Annotated in this window: 13 protein-coding genes; 4 read left to right on the top strand and 9 right to left on the bottom strand. The window is 71.4% G+C overall.

Going from position 1 to position 18,421, the window contains the following annotated elements; translation table 11 throughout:
- Nucleotides 1-13 precede the first annotated feature (13 nt).
- The 6 genes from OHN19_RS05125 to OHN19_RS05150 are packed head-to-tail and all read right to left on the bottom strand — an operon-like array spanning nucleotide 14 to nucleotide 9,388.
- On the bottom strand, nucleotides 14-3,028 hold the full coding sequence (locus OHN19_RS05125) for an alpha-mannosidase (RefSeq protein ID WP_330262975.1): 3,015 nt from the start codon (nucleotides 3,026-3,028) through the stop codon (nucleotides 14-16).
- Between the two features lie 27 nt (nucleotides 3,029-3,055).
- Nucleotides 3,056-5,053, bottom strand: a complete 1,998-nt coding sequence (locus OHN19_RS05130; protein WP_330262976.1) for an endo-beta-N-acetylglucosaminidase — start codon at nucleotides 5,051-5,053, stop codon at nucleotides 3,056-3,058.
- 13 nt (nucleotides 5,054-5,066) lie between these two features.
- Entirely contained in the window at nucleotides 5,067-6,314 is a 1,248-nt protein-coding gene (locus OHN19_RS05135) for a glycosyl hydrolase (protein WP_330262977.1), read from the bottom strand.
- A gap of 58 nt (nucleotides 6,315-6,372) precedes the next feature.
- Complete coding sequence (locus OHN19_RS05140) at nucleotides 6,373-7,203, bottom strand: carbohydrate ABC transporter permease (RefSeq protein ID WP_330262978.1); 831 nt, start codon at nucleotides 7,201-7,203, stop codon at nucleotides 6,373-6,375.
- A complete protein-coding gene (locus tag OHN19_RS05145) occupies nucleotides 7,200-8,093 on the bottom strand; it encodes a sugar ABC transporter permease (protein ID WP_330262979.1) in 894 nt (297 codons plus the stop codon). The genes OHN19_RS05140 and OHN19_RS05145 overlap by 4 nt, the downstream gene beginning before the upstream one ends.
- A gap of 2 nt (nucleotides 8,094-8,095) precedes the next feature.
- Entirely contained in the window at nucleotides 8,096-9,388 is a 1,293-nt protein-coding gene (locus OHN19_RS05150) for a sugar ABC transporter substrate-binding protein (protein ID WP_330262980.1), read from the bottom strand.
- Between the two features lie 184 nt (nucleotides 9,389-9,572).
- On the opposite strand from OHN19_RS05150, the gene OHN19_RS05155 reads away from it, so the two are divergent.
- Both OHN19_RS05155 and OHN19_RS05160 read left to right on the top strand, forming a co-directional pair.
- The gene (locus OHN19_RS05155; RefSeq protein ID WP_330262981.1) at nucleotides 9,573-10,619 is read left to right on the top strand and encodes a LacI family DNA-binding transcriptional regulator; all 1,047 of its coding nucleotides are present in this window, start codon (nucleotides 9,573-9,575) and stop codon (nucleotides 10,617-10,619) included.
- A gap of 42 nt (nucleotides 10,620-10,661) precedes the next feature.
- The gene (locus OHN19_RS05160) at nucleotides 10,662-11,732 is read left to right on the top strand and encodes an alpha/beta hydrolase family protein (protein WP_330262982.1); all 1,071 of its coding nucleotides are present in this window, start codon (nucleotides 10,662-10,664) and stop codon (nucleotides 11,730-11,732) included.
- 12 nt (nucleotides 11,733-11,744) lie between these two features.
- Here the strand turns inward: OHN19_RS05160 and OHN19_RS05165 are convergent, their stop codons facing one another.
- Entirely contained in the window at nucleotides 11,745-12,530 is a 786-nt protein-coding gene (locus tag OHN19_RS05165) for a helix-turn-helix transcriptional regulator (RefSeq protein ID WP_330262983.1), read from the bottom strand.
- 64 nt (nucleotides 12,531-12,594) lie between these two features.
- Here OHN19_RS05165 and OHN19_RS05170 point away from each other — a divergent pair, with 64 nt between their 5' ends.
- Entirely contained in the window at nucleotides 12,595-13,404 is an 810-nt protein-coding gene (locus tag OHN19_RS05170; RefSeq protein WP_330262984.1) for an SDR family oxidoreductase, read from the top strand.
- A gap of 58 nt (nucleotides 13,405-13,462) precedes the next feature.
- Here OHN19_RS05170 and OHN19_RS05175 read toward each other — a convergent pair whose 3' ends face one another.
- Both OHN19_RS05175 and OHN19_RS05180 read right to left on the bottom strand, forming a co-directional pair.
- Nucleotides 13,463-14,995 (bottom strand): alpha-L-fucosidase, encoded by a 1,533-nt coding sequence (locus OHN19_RS05175; RefSeq protein WP_330262985.1) that lies wholly within the window; start codon nucleotides 14,993-14,995, stop codon nucleotides 13,463-13,465.
- 11 nt (nucleotides 14,996-15,006) lie between these two features.
- Nucleotides 15,007-16,827 (bottom strand): family 20 glycosylhydrolase, encoded by a 1,821-nt coding sequence (locus tag OHN19_RS05180; RefSeq protein WP_330262986.1) that lies wholly within the window; start codon nucleotides 16,825-16,827, stop codon nucleotides 15,007-15,009.
- A 248-nt stretch (nucleotides 16,828-17,075) separates the two neighbouring features.
- Between OHN19_RS05180 and OHN19_RS05185 the strand changes: the two genes are divergently transcribed.
- Nucleotides 17,076-18,419, top strand: coding sequence for an amidase (locus OHN19_RS05185; protein WP_330262987.1), 1,344 nt, complete (start codon nucleotides 17,076-17,078; stop codon nucleotides 18,417-18,419).
- Nucleotides 18,420-18,421: the final 2 nt, after the last annotated feature.

The following is an 18,421-nucleotide window of genomic DNA, read 5'->3' on the forward strand; positions in this document are numbered from 1 at the left end:
CGCAGCGGGGTTCTCAGGCCCTGGTGAACCGCAGCGTGACCAGCTCGAACGGCCGCAGCCGCAGGGACACTCCGTTCCCTTCCAGCTGCGGCGCGGGGGAGTCCGCCAGCGGTCGCTCCAGCAGGTCCGTCGCCACGACGTCCGCGACCTCGAAGCCCGCCGTCACAGTGGCCCGGGCCCGTCCGCCATGCGCTTCGTGGCAGCGGACCACCACGTCCCCGCTGCCGTCGTCCGCCAGCTTGACCGCCGTGACGACGACCGCGTCCTGGTCGACGGTCACCAGCGGGGCGACCTCCTCGGCACCCCGTACGACCCGCTCCGGAAGATTGATCCGCCATCCCTCCCGCACCGCGTCCCCGATGCCCGCCCCCGGCACCAGCGCGTGCCGGAAGCGGTGGACGCCCTGGTCGGTCTCGGGGTCGGGAAAGCGCGGGGCGCGGAGCAAGGACACCCGGACCGTGGTGGTCGTGCCCTGGTCGCCGTCGGTCCGGACCGTGCGGGTCACGTCGTGGCCGTACGTGGAGTCGTTGACGATCGCCACACCCCAGCCGGGTTCCTCCAGGTGCACGAAGCGGTGGTTGCAGGCCTCGAACTTCGCCGCCTCCCAGGAGGTGTTGGTGTGCGTGGGCCGGTGGAAGTGCCCGAACTGCGTCTCGGACGCGTACCGTTCGGCGTGCACGTCGAGCGGGAAGGCGAGCTTGAGGAACTTCTCCGTCTCGTGCCAGTCCACTTCCGTGTCGATGAGGAGCCTGCGCTCGTCCGGCGCCAGGGACAGGACCTGGGTGACGCGGGAGGAACCGAAGGTGCGGGTGACCCGCACGCCGCCGTCCTCCGCGACCAGTTCGTCCACGGTGGTGAGGTCGGTGACGGTGTTGCGGTAGAACTCGTCGACGTCCCAGGCGTCCCACATGTTCGGGAAGTCCGGGTGGAGTTGGAGGAGGTTGGCCACCCCGCCCGGTGCGACGGTCTCGCGGTCGGACTCGAGGTCGTGCGCCGACACCACCAGGCCCTGCCCGTCGACGGCCACCCGCAGGACGCCGTTGTCCAGGACGTACCCGCCCTCGGGGCGCTCGGCCACGACCGTGCGTCCCTCGGCCGGGGCGGTCCCGGCGCCGCCCGCGGCGACCCCGTCACGGCCGTGGGGTGCGGAGTTGAAGACGAGTTCCCGGGCCCCCTCGCCCGCCAGGGCACGCTGGGCCGCGTCGATGATCCCGTTCAGTTCCTCGGCGACGCGCTCATAGGTCCGCCGGGCCTCCCGGTGCACCCATGCGATGGACGACCCGGGCAGGATGTCGTGGAACTGGTGCAGCAGGACCGTCTTCCAGATGCGGTCCAACTCCTCGTACGGGTAGGGGAATCCGGTCCGTACGGCCGCCGTCGCCGCCCACAGCTCGGCCTCGCGCAGGAGGTGTTCGCTGCGGCGGTTGCCCTGCTTGGTCTTTGCCTGGCTGGTGAGGGTGGCGCGATGGAGTTCGAGGTACAACTCCCCCACCCACACGGGTGGTTCGGGGTACTCGGCCTCGGCCTTCTCGAAGAACTCCGCCGGGGTCTCCCAGGCCACGGTCGCCGAGCCCTCGAGGTCGCGCAGCCGGGCCGCCTTGGCGATCATCTCGCGGGTCGTGCCGCCGCCTCCGTCGCCCCAGCCGGTGGGGGCGAGGGAGTGCCGGGCGACGCCTTTGTCCTTGAAGTTCCTTGCCGCGTGGGCGATCTCGCTGCCCTTCATGGAGCAGTTGTAGGTGTCGACCGGCGGGAAGTGCGTGAAGATCCGGGTTCCGTCGATGCCCTCCCAACGGAACGTGTGGTGCGGGAACTTGTTCGTCTGCGACCACGAGATCTTCTGGGTCAGCAGCCACTTGGAGCCCGCCGCCTTGATGATCTGCGGCAGCCCGGCCGCGAAACCGAAGGTGTCGGGCAGCCACGCCTCCTCGTTCTCGATGCCGAACTCGTCGAGGAAGAACCGCTTGCCGTGCACGAACTGACGGGCCATCGCCTCCGAGCCCGGCATGTTGGTGTCCGACTCCACCCACATGCCGCCGGCCGGCACGAACCGTCCGTCGGCCACGGCCTTCTTCACCCGGGCCCACACCTCGGGCCGGTGGTCGCGCACCCAGGCCCACTGCTGGGCCTGGGACATGGCGAAGACGAACTCCGGCTCGTCGTCGAGCAGCGCGGTCATGTTGGAGGTGGTCCGGGCGACCTTGCGCACGGTCTCGCGCAGCGGCCACAGCCACGCCGAGTCGATGTGCGCGTGGCCGACCGCGCTGATCCGGTGGGCGGAGGGGACGGCGGGCTCGGAGAGGACGGTCTCCAGCCGTACCCGCGCCTGCGCGGCCGTGCCGCCCACGTCCTGGAGGTCGACGGCGTCCAGCGCCTTCTCGACCGCCCGCAGGATCTCCCAGCGCCGCGCCGACTCCACCGGCAGCTCGGCCATCAGCTCGCCGAGCACCTCCAGGTCGAGCACCAGCTGCCACACGGTCTCGTCGAACACGGCGAGGTCCATGCGTGCCAGCCGGTACTGCGGCTCGGAGCCGGCGGTCTCCTTGTCGCCCAGCTGCGTGGGCAGGAAGGGGTGGTAGTCCAGGATCACGGGGTTGGAGGCGGCCTCGACGTGCAGGCGCACCTCCTCGCCGCCCTCGACGGGGGCGCCGATCCGCACCCACTGGTTGCGCGGGTTGAGGCCCTTCACGGGAGTGCCGTCGGGCCGGTACACCAGGCCCTCGCACTGGAAGCCGGGCATGTTCTCGTCGAAGCCGAGGTCCAGGATCGCCTCCACGGTCCTCCCGGCCCACTCCTCGGGGACGGTGCCGGTGACGCGGAACCAGCTGGTGCCCCAGGGGACACCCCAGCGGGCGCCCACGGCGATCGGCTCCGGCTCCGCCGCCAGGCCCTCGGCGACGGGCACCGGCTCGTCGGGCGCTTGCCACACCGCCACCTCCAGCGGCACGGACTCGGGGTACACGGCGGGGCGGAGGCGCTCGTCGAGGACACGCCTGAGGCGGGCCTCGACCAGGCTGCGGTCGTCATGCATGCGGGGTGCTCTCCAAGGTCGCGGGGGTTACCAGGGGTGGGTCACGGTCACGGGGGCCGACGACGTGTACAGCTCCCCCACCGCACGAAGCTCCAACCGCGCCTCCGTCTCGCCCTGTTCGGGCTGCAGACCGCCGACGAAGTAGGCCCGCTGGCAGGTGCCGCCGAGGAAGCGCCGGGTGCCGTCGGGGAGGAGCCGGTGCAGGGTGTAGTGGCGTACGGCGCCGGGTGCGGGGTTCCAGGCGAGGCGCAGGTCACCACCGGAAGCGGCGGAGACGCGCAGGCCGGAGGGCGCGGACGGGCGGTGGGCGCCCATGGTGTCGTACACGGCGAGACCGCCGAGCCGCCACTCGAGCGAACCGCTCCCGGTGAGCCGCACGCCGAGCGCGTGGACGGTCCCGGAGAGCCCGGTGAGCCGTACGGTCGAGGTCCGCCAGCCGTCGCCGCCGGCCACCGGCAGACAGGTGTACGGCGGTGCCGCCCCCGGCGCGCTCGGCTCGCCGGTGGCGACGGCCAGCTCGACGTTCACCGTGCCCGCGTCGGTCCGGTGGGTCAGCTCGACCACCGTGTCGTCGCCGATCGGCAGCCGGGTGGCGTACAGGTCCACGGTGACCGGCTGGTCCACCGTGCCGCTCACCAGCACACTGCTGCCGCCCCGCCAGGCGTCCGCGAAGTCGAAGGAGACACTCGGCCGGGAGCCCTCCGTCCGCACCACCCACTGCCGCGACGGCAGCCGGTCCTGAAGCCCGAGGTGGTTCCAGGGCGTGTCCGAGGTGACGGCCCCCTCCTCGTGCCACCGCAGCCCGTGCCCGGTGTTGAACACGCTCGCGAACGGCAGTGACGTGACCGTCGACCGGTCGGCGACCGACACCGCGGGAGCCCGCCAGGTGTCCGTCGCGTCCGGCCGGGACGGGTCGAGGGACCTGCCGGTCCAGAAGCGGTCGTCGGCCGCGTGGAAGTCCTGCGGCGACCGCTGGTCGGCGGGCAGGTGGTTGCGGGTCCACTCGGGCCGGTACAGCCCGATCGACGTGACGTGGGCGCCGGCGCGGGGCACGATCGCGTCCCAGTTCTCGGACGTGTTCCAGCCGTTCGCCTCCACGTCCACACCGGCCCACAACTCGTAGCGGCTGCGGCCCAGTTGCTGCGCCAGCGTCCCGGAGGAGGCCAGACCTCCCGCCGTCCACCGGAAGTCCACGAACATGTCGTCGGCGGCCTGGAAGAACGCCTGGTTACGGCTGTTCAGCGCGCCCTGCCAGCTCACCGACCCGTTCACGGTCATCGAGTCGTACCAGGTCACGCGCTGCCCCCGGGCGGCGGCGAGGGATTTCAACTCCCTGAGGAATCCCAGCATGTCCGCCCCGAGGGCCGCGTCCCCTCCCCCGGTCTCGGCGTTCACGAACCAGCCGTCGAAGCCGTGGGCCGCGGCGACCGCGACGAGTTGGGCGGCCAGTGGATAGCGGCCGGCCGCGTCCTTCTGCACCAGGTCCCGGGTCCACCGCAGCTGCCCGCCGTAGGCGACCGGCGGCAGGAAGATGTTGCCGAGGACGGGCACGCCGTGGCGGTGGGCGGCGTCCACGATCGGGGCGTTCGGCGCGAGGATCAGCCCCTCGCCCGAGGAGCCGCCCCAGAAGACGAGTTCGTCGACGTAGGCCCAGTGCCCGAAGGCGTAGTAGTCGGAGGTCGCCGAGCCCTGCGAGGGGTTGCTCGACGTGGGCCCGAAGGAGACCAGGGACTGGATCCGGGCCTGGCCCGCCCGGGCCGTCGTGTTCACCGGTGTCGGGGTGAAGCGGGCGGCGAGCGGTACGGAGGCGGTGTTGAAGGGCAGGTCGGCGTCGTCGGCCGCCCGCCAGGTCTTGAGGCTGCGCCAGGTGATGCCGGTGCCGGGGCTGCCGGAGGGGAGGGAGTCCGGGTACCAGTAGGTGGCGTACGGCTGGAGCGCGGTGGCCGCGGCCGCCTTCGCCGGGAGCGCGGGGAGCAGGGCGGCCGCGGTGGCGGCGAGCAGGACGGTGCGTCTGGTGGGGTTCACGAGCGGGTGCCTCCTAGTGGTCCTTGTGGGGTGGGAGTACCTGATCGGGTGTGACGACCTCGGTGATGCCGCGCGCGGCCAGGTGGTCCCGGTCGGCGGCGCGGGTGTCGAGGACGGTGGTGGGGCGGACGCCGTCGGCGACCAGCCGGAACCAGGCGTCGAAGACGGGCCCGCCGGGCGCGCAGAGCGAGCGGGAGCCGGGGTCTGAGGGGACGACCAGGGCGGTCGTACGGCGTTCAGCGGCACCCGCACCCGCGCGTGCCGCCCGCTCCAGGACCCGGGCGGTGTCCTTCGGTTGCCGGTCGTTGGTCAACAGGCCGAGCCCGTACTCCAGTTCAGGGAAGTCGGCCAGCTCGCGGGACACGTCGTGTGAGCACCACCAGGTGATGCCCCACAGGTCGGGGCAGTCCAGGGCGTTGGCGACCGTGGCCTCGGTGAAGGCGGCCGCGTGCTCGGGCGGGACCAGGGGTGCGGGGGCGCCGACCTCCTGGAGCCAGACCGGGCGGTGCGGGTCGTCGGCCCAGGCCTTGCTGAGCTCGACGAGGTAGGCGGCGTGGTGCTCGCTCGGGACCGACTCCCGTCCGTGGCGTTGGGCGGTCCCGTTGAAGACCCAGGAGTGCACGGCGGTGACGGCCCCGTGGCGGGCGGCCTGGGCCGGGGTGAAGGGCTGGTCGTCCTGGTACCAGGTGGCGTCGTACTCGGCGTGCAGGTGCAGCCGGCCCGGGGCGCCCTCCTCGCAGGCGGCCAGCATCCGGGTGAGCCAGGCGTCGATCTGCTCGGACGTGGCCCGGTCGGGGTCGGGGTGGGGGCCCGCCGAGAACTGGTTGACCTCGTTGCCGAGGGTCATGCCGAGGAAGGTGGGGCGGTCCCGGAGAGCGGCGGCCAGTGTGCGCAGGTAGACGGCCTGCCCCTCGACGACCTGCGGGTCGGTGAACAGGTTGCGGCGGTGCCAGGTCCTGGTCCAGGCAGGCAGGAAGTCGAAGCTGCTCAAGTGCCCTTGCAGACCGTCGACGTTGACGTCCAGGCCGCGTTCGGCGGCGGCGTCGACGAGCCGTACGAGGTCCGCGACCGCCCGCTCACGGATCAGGGTGCGGTTCGGCTGGAAGTAGGGCCACAGCGGGAAGACCCGGATGTGGTCGAGTCCCAGCGCGGCGATCGAGTCGAGGTCGGCGCGGACGGAGTCGAGGTCGAAGTCGAGCCAGTGGTGGAACCACCCCTGACTCGGGGTGTAGTTGACGCCGAAGCGCACGGCAGAAGGCATACGGGGTCCTTGACTTGGGGAGTTCGGGTCGGCCGGGCTTCCTGGGCGCGCATCCCGCTCAGCCCTTGACCGCGCCCTCGCCCACTCCGCGGAAGAAGTACCGCTGGAGACAGGCGAAGAGGACGATCAGCGGTGCCACGGCGATGACCGTACCCGCGGCGACGAGCCGCTCGTCGCCCGCGAAGGTGCCGTGCAGGTAGTTGAGCCCGATGGTGAGCGTGAACTTCGACGGGTCGCTCAGCACGATCAGCGGCCACAGGAAGTCGTCCCAGGCGCCCATGAAGGCGAAGATCGCCACGACGGCGATGGTTCCCCGCACCGACGGCAGCGCGATCCGCAGGAACCGCTGCCAGACGTTGGCGCCGTCGACGTAGGCCGCCTCCTCGATCTCGTACGGCAGGTTGAGGAAGGCGTTGCGCATCAGCAGGACGTTCATCGCGCCGATGCAGCCCGGCAGGACCACCCCGATCAGGGTGTTGTTGAGACCGAGCTCCCGCATGGTGGTGAACTGGGCGATGATGATGCCCTCCACCGGCACCAGCATCGCCAGGATGAAGGCGAGGGTGGCGGCGCGGCGGCCCCGGTAGCGCAGCCGGGCCAGGGCGTACCCGGCGAGGGCCGAACCGACGCAGTTGGTCACGACGTTGGCGGTGGCGACCTTCAGCGAGTTGAGGGCGTAGTCCCAGACGGGGATGGTGTCGGAGACCCGCTCGTAGTTGTGCAGGGTGGGGTGCCGGGGCAGGAAGCTCGGCGGGGAGCTGTAGATGTCCTCGGTGGGGCCCTTCAGCGAGGTGGACAGCTGCCACAGGAAGGGGCCGACGGTCAGGGCGAGGACGGCGAGCAACAGGACGTACCGCAGGACCAGTTCGCCCTTGCGTACCCGGGTCACGACTCCGCCCTCCGGTCGGCCCGCAGCACGAGCAGCATCAGGGCGACGGTGACGACGAAGACCACGACCGAGATCGCGGAGGCGTAGCCGACCCGGCCGGTGAGCCCGGTGCCGGTGCGCTGGACGAGCATCACGAGCGTGGTGTCCTCGCCGGCCGGTCCGCCGCTCGGACCGGCCATCAGGTACACCTCGGAGAACACCTTGAAGGCGGCGACCGAGGAGAGCGCCCCGACGAGCGCCATGGTCGAGCGAACGGCGGGCACGGTCACCGTGACGAACCTGCGCACGGCCCCGGCCCCGTCCACCGCCGCGGCCTCGTGCAGCTCGCGCGGCACGTTCGCCAGCGCGGCCAGATAGATGATCATGTAGTAGCCGAGGCCCTTCCACACCGTCACGGCCATGGCGCTCAGCAGGAGCAGCCACTGGTCGCTGAGGAACCCGATCCGGCCGACGCCGATGGTCTCCAACAGCGAGTTGACCAGGCCGCGTTCGTCGAGGAGCCACACCCAGATGAGGCCGACCACGACGATCGAGGCGACGACCGGGGTGTAGAACGCGGACCGGAAGAAGGTGATGCCGGGGATGTTCTTCTGCACCAGCAGGGCCAGCAGCAGCGGCAGGATCACCAGCGCCGGTACGACTCCGAGGACGTACAGCGTGCTGTTGCGCAGGCCGATCCAGAACATGTCGTCGTGCAGCAGCTCACGGAAGTTGGCGAGCCCGACGAACTCGCCCGGGATCAGGGTGCGCTTGTCCGTGAAGGCGTTGACCAGTGTGGAGACGAACGGGTACAGGATGAACGCGCCGATGATCAGGAGGCCGGGCGCGGCGAACAGCCAGGGGCTCAGCGGCCCTTGGCGCCGCACCCGCGACACGGTGGACGACGACATGGCTACCCCTGCTGCTGGAGCAGCGTGTCACACGCCTTGACAGCGTTGTCGAGAGCTTCCTTCGGGCTTTCCTTGCCCTGGAGCGCCTTGGCGACCTCGTTGCGCAGGGCCGTCTTCATCTGCTCGCTGAAGAGGACGGGTGTGTAGTTGACCGCGTTCTTCAGGGACTTGGCGGCGGCGATCCGCACCCGGGTCTCGTCGGTGCCGTCCTCGTCGGTGAAGTACGGGTCGTCGAGCGAGCCGGCGGTGCTCGGGAAGATGGCGACCTTCTTCGCGAAGGACATCTGGTGCTGGGCGTCGGTGACGTAGTGCGCGAAGGCGACGGAGGCGGCCTTCTTCTTGCTCTGCGCGTTGACCATCACGCCCATCACGTACATGTTCACGTGTCCGGTGCTGGTGATCTGGTCGGTGATGCCGATGTTCTTGTAGAGGCTCGGCGCCTGCTTCTTGAAGTTGCCGAGGTCCAGGGCGCTGCCGGGGTTCATGGCGACCGCCCCGGTGAGGAACTTCTTGCCGGAGGACTCGGGCGTGGCGGTGAGCGCCTGCGGGTCGAGCGCCTTGGCGTCGTACAGCTGCTTGTACTTGGTGAGGAGTTCGACGCCCTTGCTGTCGTTGAAGGCGAAGGCGGTGCCCTCGGAGTTCATGAGGGGGACGCCGTAGCGGCCGAAGTCCTCGATGGTGGGTACGTTGGCGAGGGTGGCCACCTTGCCGTCGCTCTTCTTCGCCAGTTCCAGGGCGTCGGTGAAGAGTTCGTCGTACGTCTTCGGCGGCTGGTCGGGGTCGAGCCCGGCCTCCTTGAAGAGGGACTTGTTGTAGAAGAGCGGGCCGGTGTTGAGGTACCAGGGGAAGGCGTACGTCCCGGTCATGCCCGGTATTTGGTGGCTGGCCCAGGCGCCGTCCAGGTACTCCTTCCTGTACTGGCCGGCCGCCTTGTCGAGGTCGAGCGCGAGGCCGGCCTTGGCGAGCGGGGCGACGAGGTCCGGCGAGACGTTGACGACGTCGGGCAGGGTGCCGCCGGCCGCGTCGGCGCTGATCTTGTCGGCGTAGCCCTCGGCGGGCTGGTCGATCCACCTGACCTTGGTGCCGGGGTACTTCTTCTCGAAGTCGGCGATCAGGCCGTCGAAGTAGTCCTTGAAGTTCGCCCGGAGATTCCAGGTCTGGAAGGTGATGTCGCCTTCGACCTTTCCTGAGGCGTCGGACGAGCCTCCGTCGTCGCTTCCTGAGCCGCAGGCGCTCAGCGGCAGGAGGACACAGGCAGCGGCGGCAGCGGCGAAAGTTCTGCGGGAAATGGGCACGGCGAACCGTTCTCCTTAGCGGCGGAGTTGGCCAACGACGGAGACCTTGCACGTCGCTCCACGGGCCCGTCAATGCATCTCGCCGAGCTAATTTGTTTAGTTACTAATGCGCATTAGGTTGACTGAGCTGAACCGCATTAGTGCATACTGGGCACCGAATGCGTCCCGGGAATGAGGAATCTCCATGTCAGGCAAGCGGACGCCGGCCCGCCGCCCCACGATGAAGGACATCGCGCGGCATGCCGGCGTCTCCCAGAGCGCGGTCTCGTTCGCGCTGAACGGCCGTCCGGGTGTCTCCGAGGACACCCGCGACCGGGTGCGGCAGGTGGCCGAGGAGCTCGGCTGGCGGCCCAGCACGGCGGCCCGCGCGCTGTCCGGCGAGGGCGCCGCGACGGTCGGTTTCGTCCTCGCCCGCCCGGCCGAGACCCTGGGCGTGGACTCCTTCTTCCTCCAGCTCGTCTCCGGGATCCAGGAGGTGCTGGCGGAGCGCCACCTGGGCCTGCTGTTCCAGGTGGCGGAGGACGTCCAGGAGGAGTGCGAGGTCTACCGGCGCTGGTGGGCCGAGCACCGCGTGGACGGTGTCCTGGTGGTCGACCCGCGCACCGACGACCCGCGCACCGGGGTCCTCGACGAACTGGGCCTGCCCGCCGTGGTGATAGGCGGCACCCCCGACGAACGCCATCCGGGCCTGTCCACCGTCTGGGCGGACGACGCGGGCGCGATGGCCGCGGTCGTGGACGAGCTGTACACGCTCGGCCACCGGCGGATCGTGCACATCGCCGGCCTGCCCGGGCTCGCGCACACCGAGCGCCGGATCCGCACCCTGCGCGCGGAGGCCGAGCGGCGCGGGCTGACGGGCGTGCGGTCGGTGACCACCGACTACTCCGACGCGGAGGGCGCGGCCGTGACCCGCCGGGTCCTGGAGGCGCCCGCCCCGCCGACCGCGCTGATCTACGACAACGACGTGATGGCCCTCGCCGGAGTCGCCGCCGCGACCGAGCTGGGCCACTCGGTGCCCGCGGACGTGTCGGTGGTGGCCTGGGAGGACTCGGCGCTGTGCCGCATGGTCAAGCCGTGGCTGTCGGCCCTGTCCCGGGACAGCGTGGAGTTCGGCCGCACGGCGGCCCGGGAACTGACCGCCCTGCTGGACGGCGGTCCGGCCCGGACCGTACGGGTCCCGGTGCCACGACTGATCGTGCGGGACAGCACGGGGGCGGCGCGGGGCGCCTGAAGCCACGGGGACATTCGACGCGTCGGCGAGGACAATGGCCCTATGCGGACGAGGGGAACGCTCTGTGCCGCCGCCGTACTCGCGCTGTCGGCCGTGATGGGCTGCACGGGCGGTGACGGCGAGGACCGGGCGCGCCCGGGCGGTCCGGCCGCCTCGGCGCCTCGCGGTGCCGGCCCGAGCGGTCCGTCCGCATCGACATCCCCCGGTGCGACCCCGGGCAGCCCCTCGGCGACGCCCGCCCCCGTGGATCCCGTGTCCCTACCGGCCCTGATCCGGCGCGACCACCAGGGCTCCGATCCGAGGCTGGGCCGTGTGCTGGCCCGCACCTCCGCCTACACCAGCCACGAGGTGACGTACGAGGCGAACGGCCTGACCGTGTCGGGCCTGATGAACATCCCGAGGGGCGAAGGTCCCTTCCCCGCCCTGGTGTTGGCGCACGGCTACATCGACCCGGCGATCTACACCACGGGCCGCGGCCTCAGCCGTGAGCAGGACCTCCTGGCCCGGAACGGGTACGTCGTCCTGCACACCGACTACCGCAACCACGCCCGTTCGGACAAGGACCCCGACAACGACGTGGGCCTGCGCCTCGGTTACACCGAGGACGTCATCGGCGCCGCGCTGGCACTGCGGTCCTCCGGGCGCCCGGAGATCGACACCCGCCGCCTCGGGCTGCTGGGCCGCTCGATGGGCGGTGGTGTCGTGTACAACACGCTGGTGGTGGCCCCTAGACTGTTCGACGCGGCGGTGGCCTACGCGCCGGTCAGCGCGCATCCCGAGGAGAACATCGACCAGTTCCAGCGCCCCGAGGGCGACCCGCTGGTCGCCGAGATCGAGGCGGCCCACGGAACGCCCGAGGAGAACCCGAAATTCTGGCGTGAGGTCTCCCCCGTCACCTACGCCGACCGGGTCACCGAGCCCCTGCTGATCCACCACGGCACCGCCGACACGACGTGCCCGATCAGGTGGAGCCGCGAGGCGGTCGCCGCGTTCGAGGCGGCGGGCAAGGACGTCGAGCTGCGCACGTACCGGGGCGAGGGCCACACCTTCTACCCCCAGTGGGCACGCAGCATGGACGTCACCATGGCCTTCTTCGAACAGCATCTGCGGTGAGCGCCCCGACGGTCACAGCAGCCGGGCGAGGGCGGCCTCGGAAGGGCTGCCCGGGGTGGCCTGGTACACGATGATCACCTGGTGCTCGGCGCCGCCGACGGTCAGGGCCTGCCTGCGCAGCGCGAGGTCGCCGACCTCCGGATGCGCGAACCGCTTGAGCTCGTCACGGGCGGGCCGTACGTCGTGCCGGGCCCACAGGCGGCGGAAGTCCTCGTCCGCCGCCAACTCGGCGACGAGCCGCGCCGTTTCGGGATCGTGGGGATCGGCCTCGGCCCGCAGTGCGGCCGCGGTCCGCGCGGCGATCTCCGCCCAGTCGGGGAACAGCCGGCGCGCTTCCGGGCCGAGGAACACCTCCCGGACCAGATTGCGCCCGGGCTCGTACATCGCGGCGAGAGCGCGGGCCCGCTTGTTGGCGGCCAGCACGTCGAAGTGCCGGTCGCGGACGTAGGCCGGATTGCCCGCCCAGGTGTCGAGCAGCTGGTGCACGGCCGGATCGACCTCGCGCCGGGACGGCCGTACGGGATCGGGCGCGGCCAGCGCGTACAGGTGGGCCGCGGTGTCCTCGTCCAGCTCCAGCGCCCGGGTGAGGGCGCGCAGCACCTGCGGCGAGGGGTGCCGGTCGACGCCCTGTTCCAGCCGGGTCAGATAGGGCTCGCTGATCCCGGCGAGCCGGGCCAGCTCGTCCCGGCGCAGCCCCGGCACCCGGCGCCGGCCGCCCGTGGAGCGGTTCTCCGGCTCGGGCGTGACGTGACCCCGGCGGGCCTTGATGAACTCCCCCAGGACGTTGTCGGTGGCCATGGAACGGAGGGTAACCCTGCCGGGGTGCTGGCTGCGGGCGAGCCGGTCGCGGAGGGTCGAGGACATGACTAAGACCTGGTTCATCACCGGCGCGTCCCGCGGTTTCGGCAGGATCTGGGCCGAGGCCGCCCTCGCCCGCGGCGACCGCGTCGCCGCCACCGCCCGCGACCCCCAGACCCTGCGCGACCTCGCCGACACCCACGGAGACCGCGTCCTGCCGCTGCGCCTCGACGTCACCGACCGCACGGCCGCGTTCGCCGCCGTGCGGCGGGCCGCCGACACCTTCGGCCGACTCGACGTCGTCGTCAACAACGCGGGCTACGGCCTCTTCGGCATGGTCGAGGAGACCACCGAGGAACAGGCCCGCCGGCAGCTCGACACCAATGTGCTCGGCGCCCTGTGGGTGACCCAGGCCGCGCTGCCGGTCATGCGCGCCCAGGGCGCGGGGCACATCGTGCAGGTGTCCAGCATCGGCGGGCTCGCCGCCTTCCCCACCCTCGGCCTGTACAACGCCTCCAAGTGGGCGCTCGAAGGGATGAGCGAAGCGCTCGCCCAGGAGGTCGGGCCGCTCGGCGTCCACGTCACCCTGGTCGAACCGGGTCCCTACGGCACCGACTGGTCCGGCGCGTCCGCGGTGCACACCGAACCCCTCGCCGCCTACGAGCCCGTCCGCGAGGCCCGCCGGGCCGGCGCCGGCGCCCGTGCGCCACAGGACCCGCGGGTCACGGCCGACGTGGTCCTCGAACTGGTCGACACCGACGAACCGCCGCTGCGCCTGTTCCTCGGCACCTACCCCTATCCCGTCGTCGAGGCCGCCTACCGGCAGCGGCTGGAGACCTGGGAGGCCTGGCGGCCCCTGGCGTCCCGGGCCTGACCGCGGCGGTCACCGGGCGCCCGGGCGTCGGGACCTGGTGACCGCTCGTCGCCTTCCCTCAGACCTGCGACCGGTAGAGCCCGAACTCCTTGATGTGTACGGCACTTCGGGCCCGCGTCACCCGCAGCCGCCATCTCCGGGCCCGCACCGGGGCCGTGAGCGGCAGGACGCGGCTCGCGCCGATGGTTCCGGCGCCCGTGACCTCGGTCCAGCCGCCGTCACGGAACGCCTCGACGACGAACTGCTCCACCTGCTGGCCGTACCGGATGTCCTCCGCGAGCCGGATCCGGTCCACCTCCTGCTCGCGACCCAGGTCCAGCGTGACGCGGTCCGGTGCCGTGGTCCTGCGGGCCCCTCGGGCCAGATCGACGGGCAGCTCCCGCTCGATCCGCTCCCGGAACTCGCGCAGACGGACGACATCGGTGCTGTGCAGGAGGCCGTCGGTGTCCGGGGGGACGTTGAGCAGCAGTACGGCGTTGCGGCCCACCGAGCCGAACCAGATCTCCGTCAAGTAGTCCACGGACTTGGGCTGTTGGTCGGGGTGGTAGAACCAGCCGTCCCGGATGGAGACATCGCATTCGGCGGGCCACCACTGGAGGTAGTCGGTGGCCGGCTGCGCCTTCACCAGCGCGGCCCGGCTGCCCTCGTCGGGGGTGTCGTAGGACAGGGCCCAGTCGGTGCGGCCGTACTGGTTCTCCTTGACCGGGACGACGCTCCACTCGTCCTCGCGTGCGATGCCGCTCTCGTTGCCGACCCAGCGCAGATCGGGGCCGGTCACGGCGATCGCCGCGTCCGGGGCGAGCGCGCGCACCAGGGTGTACCAGCTGTCCCAGTCGTAGCTCTCCACCTTGTCGGGCGGGATGTGTCCCTGGGCGCCGTCGAACCACACCTCGTCGACGGGACCGTACTCGGTGAGCACCTCGTAGAGGGTGTTGAGCATGTGGGCGCCGTAGTCGGTCGCGTCCAGGGTGTACGAGCGGTCCGGCGTGCGGTCGTCGCCCGCCACGAGCGTCGGGATCGTGCGCGGGGTGCGGGCGCTGCCGTTGGCGTAGACGCCGTGCAGGTACTGGTTCTCGTCGGCGGGCGAGATGTAGACGCCGACCTTGAGGCCGTACCGGCGCATCGAGTCGGCGAACGACCGCAGCACGTCTCCTCGCCCGCCGCGCCAACTGCTGGACGCCACGGAGTGGTTGGTGTAGCGGGAGGGGTAGAGGACGAAGCCGTCGTGGTGCTTGACGGTGAGGATGGCGAGCTTGAAGCCGCCGTCCTTCAGGGCGGCCGCCCACTGGTCGGTGTCGAGGCCGGTCGGCTGGAAGACGTCCGGGTCCTCGTCGCCGGTGCCCCACTCCAGTCCGGTGAAGGTGTTCACGCCGAAGTGCAGGAACGCGGTCTGTCCGAGGTTCTGCCAGGCGATCTGCCGTGCGGTGGGCCGGACCTGGGAGGCCTTGCGGACGAGGTCGGCCTCGGTGTCGTCCGGTGAGACGGGGACACGGTGGAAGCGGTCGCCGTCGGAGGCCGCCGCCAGGGTGGGGACGCCGGTCACGGCGAGGGCGGTGGCGGCGGTGACGAAGAGGCGTCTGGAGACAGTCATGGGGGGACCTCTCAGCTCAAGTGCCAGACGGTGGGGGTGTGTTGGTCGGCGGGGTACTGCGCGATCCGGCCGTCGTCAGTGACGGCGAGCGCCATCTGCGTGATCGCGTTGACGAGCCGGTAGCCGCCCGCCGCGGGCTCCAGTTCCCAGCGCTGCACGGTGTTCGTGGCGTCACAGGTGTCCCAGGTCGCCTCGACGCCCGGCTGGAGCGGCACGTTGAGCGTCAGCCTGCCGCCGCTGATCGCGAGGCAGCCGGCCGCCGAGCGGAGGGTCGCGTAACCGTCGGCGGTGCGCTGGACGGCGGCCGTGAAGGACTGCCCGAAGCGGTACGTCCCGTCCGCGACCGGCACCCGGGTCAGGTCCCGCCATCCGGGTGCGTGTCCGATGGCCGTGCCGCGTGCGGTGAACGCGTCGTAAGTGGCGTCAGGATGGGGGTCGCCCCGGGTGGCCTGGGCGATGTGGCGCAGCGCAGGCCACAGCCGTACGGCGACCTCGTTCTCGGTCTCGCCGCGTCCGTTGTCCGGCCACAGGCTGATCTTGGCTCCGGTGACGCCCTTCGAGGAGGTCAGCTGTTCGCCCTCGAAGCTGCGCGGGTCCCACTTCTGGTCGTACAGGGACGCGGTGTCGCTGTGGAAGCCGCCGCGGATGAGGTACAGGGAATAGGCGGAGTTCATCACCGAGTAGCCCTGTGCGATGAGTTGACTGGGCTTCACCGCCACGTTGAGCCAGTGCTCGACCGTGGTGTCCTTGGCGACGGGCACGGTGTTGGCGCCGGTGAGCCCGTCGTTCCAGATGCGCAGTCTCACGCCCTTGCCCGCCGCGTAGTCGTGGACGCGGTTGACGAAGTCGACGAAGGCGTCCTGCGGGGTGGCGTTCGGACCGTACCTCTCCTGGGCGTACTTCAGGATCTGCGGGTACTTCGCGAAGTCGGAGCCGAGCATGTACTCGTCGGCGCCCATGTGCCAGGACTTGGAGGTGAAGACCTCGGCGTACTCGTCCATCAGGCTCTTGTAGTAGTCGAAGGAGGCCTGCCGGGTGATGTCGAGCCGCGAGGGCTGCTTGTTGCCGTCGGAGTCGGTGAGCTGGAGGTCCGGGCGGTTCTCGATCCACGGGTCGATGTGCCCCGGCGAGTTGATCTCGGGGATGATCTCGACGTGGTACTTGTCGCCGAGCGCGACGAGCCGCCGTATCTCGTCCTTGGTGTAGTAACCCCAGGTGTTGGCCTCGGGGTGGGCGTCGCTCCTGACCTTCAGCTCCACGAGCAGCTGGTTGAGCTTGTTGTAGGACATCTCGCGGACGAGGTTCTCCAGCCACGGCAGCGTGATGTGGATGTAGCAGGCGCACACGCCGACCCCGCGCTCCTTGTAGCGGGGCACGTCGACCGTGCGCCCGGCGGGGATGCGGTCGCCCTGGGCGAGGAGCTGGAGGAGGGTGCGGGTGCCGTAGAAGGCACCGGTCTCGGTGGCGCCGGTGATCGACAGGCTCCGGCCGACGCGCAGTTCGTAGCCCTCGGCGCCGAGGGAGGACTTGGACGGCTTGACGTCGATAACGATGTCACCGGGCCGGGCTCCGCCTCGGACGACCGCTGGAGTGCCGTGACCGGCCGCCCGGAGGTCACCGGCCAGCGTCTCGGCGACCCGGCGGTCGGCGGTGCCGTCGGCCACGAGCCGGGTGCCGGTCCCGAACACATAGCTGCCGGACTCCGGCGTCCAGTCGGTCAGGGCGGGCACGGTGACCGGCGCGCTCCGCGCCTCGCGGGCGACCGCCGGAACGGGTGCCAGGAGCAGCGTCAGCAGCGCCACCACAGCGGCGAATCTCAGCCGTTTCCTCATGAGCGACTCCCTATTCATCGGATGGCTGATAATCGAGGCCCCTAGGAGGGCTGTCAACGGGGCTGAATGAGCTGGGAGTTGCTACAGAGATCGGATGACCTGCTGGTCAGGGCCCCGCTCCCGCCCGCACCTGCCGCGAAAAGTCCAAGAGGAGCGACCCGAATGTCCAAGCCCGGGTGCTCTCGACTCGGGGTCCGCCGCGGGGCAGAGTTCTCCTCACATACTCGCGAGTAGCCCGAGGAGCGCACGTGACCAGCTGGGTCGGCCGCACCGCCGCCGAGATCGCCGCCGCCGTCCGCGAGAAGCGGGCCACCCCGCGTGAGGTGGTGGCCGAACACCTCGCCCGGATCGAGAAACTGGACGGGCGCCTCGGGGCGTTCCGGGTGGTGCGGGCAGAGGCGGCGCTCGCGGAGGCCGACGAGGTGGGCGCCCGGGGCGACCTCGGCGAACTGCCCCTGGCCGGGGTGCCGGTGGCCGTCAAGGACAACCTCTCGGTGCGCGGCGAGACCAACCGCGTCGGCTCCGCCGCGACCCCGGACATCCCCGCCGAGGCCGACCATGTGGTGGTGGCCCGGCTGCGGGCGGCGGGCGCGGTGGTCGTGGGCCTGACCAACGTGCCGGAACTGTGCGTCTTCGGCACCACGGAGGGCGTCCACGGCACCTCCCGCAACCCGTGGGACACCTGGCGCACGGCGGGCGGCTCCTCCGGCGGCAGCGCGACCGCGGTCGCCGCAGGACTGGTCCCGCTCGCCCTCGGCAACGACGGCATGGGCTCGCTGCGCATCCCGGCGGCCAACTGCGGCCTGGTCACCCTGAAGCCGGGGTCGGGGGTGGTCCCGGCCGGCATCAGCGACGGCGACTGGTTCGGCATGTCCGAAAACGGTCCGCTCGCGACCACCGTCGAGGACACCCGGCTGCTGCTTTCGGTCATCGCCGACACCGAGTTCGTACGACGGGACGCGCCCGCCACGCTCGACGTGGCCGTGTCCCTGCGCAGCCCGCTCGCCGGGGTCGGCATCAGCGCGCCGTACGCGAACGCGGTCCGGGAGGCGGCGGGGCTGCTGATCAAGGCGGGGCACCAGGTGCGGCGCGCCGACCCGCCGTACCCGCTGTCGCTGGGCGTCACCTCGCTGGCCACCTGGACGGCGGGCACCTCGGTGGACGCGCAGGGGCTGGATCGGCGGCTGCTGGCCCGGCGCACCCGGGTGCACGCGACGATCGGCCGGCGTTTCGTCAAGACCGTGCGGACGGGCCGGGCGCGGCAGGCGCTGCGCGAGCGTCTGGAGCCGTTCTTCGCCGAGCACGACGTGCTGCTGCTCCCGGCGCTGGCCCGCCGCTCCCCCAAGGCCGAGGCCTGGCACGAGCGGGGCTGGCTGCGCAACGTCCTCGCCAACACCACCTACTCGCCGCTCACCCCGCCGTGGAACCTCACCGGCTGGCCGGCCATGTCGGTGCCGCTGGGCACCCTGCCCTCGGGCGCCCCCACCGCCGTACAGCTGGTGGCGCGGCCGGGGTCGGAGTCCGTACTGCTGGAGGTCGCGGAGGAGCTGGAGCGGCGGCAGCCGTGGCGGCGGACGGCACCGGTCGACTGAGC

The sequence above is a fragment of the Streptomyces griseorubiginosus genome (genome assembly GCF_036345115.1).
In the GTDB taxonomy this organism is placed as follows: Bacteria; Actinomycetota; Actinomycetes; order Streptomycetales; family Streptomycetaceae; genus Streptomyces; species Streptomyces griseorubiginosus_C.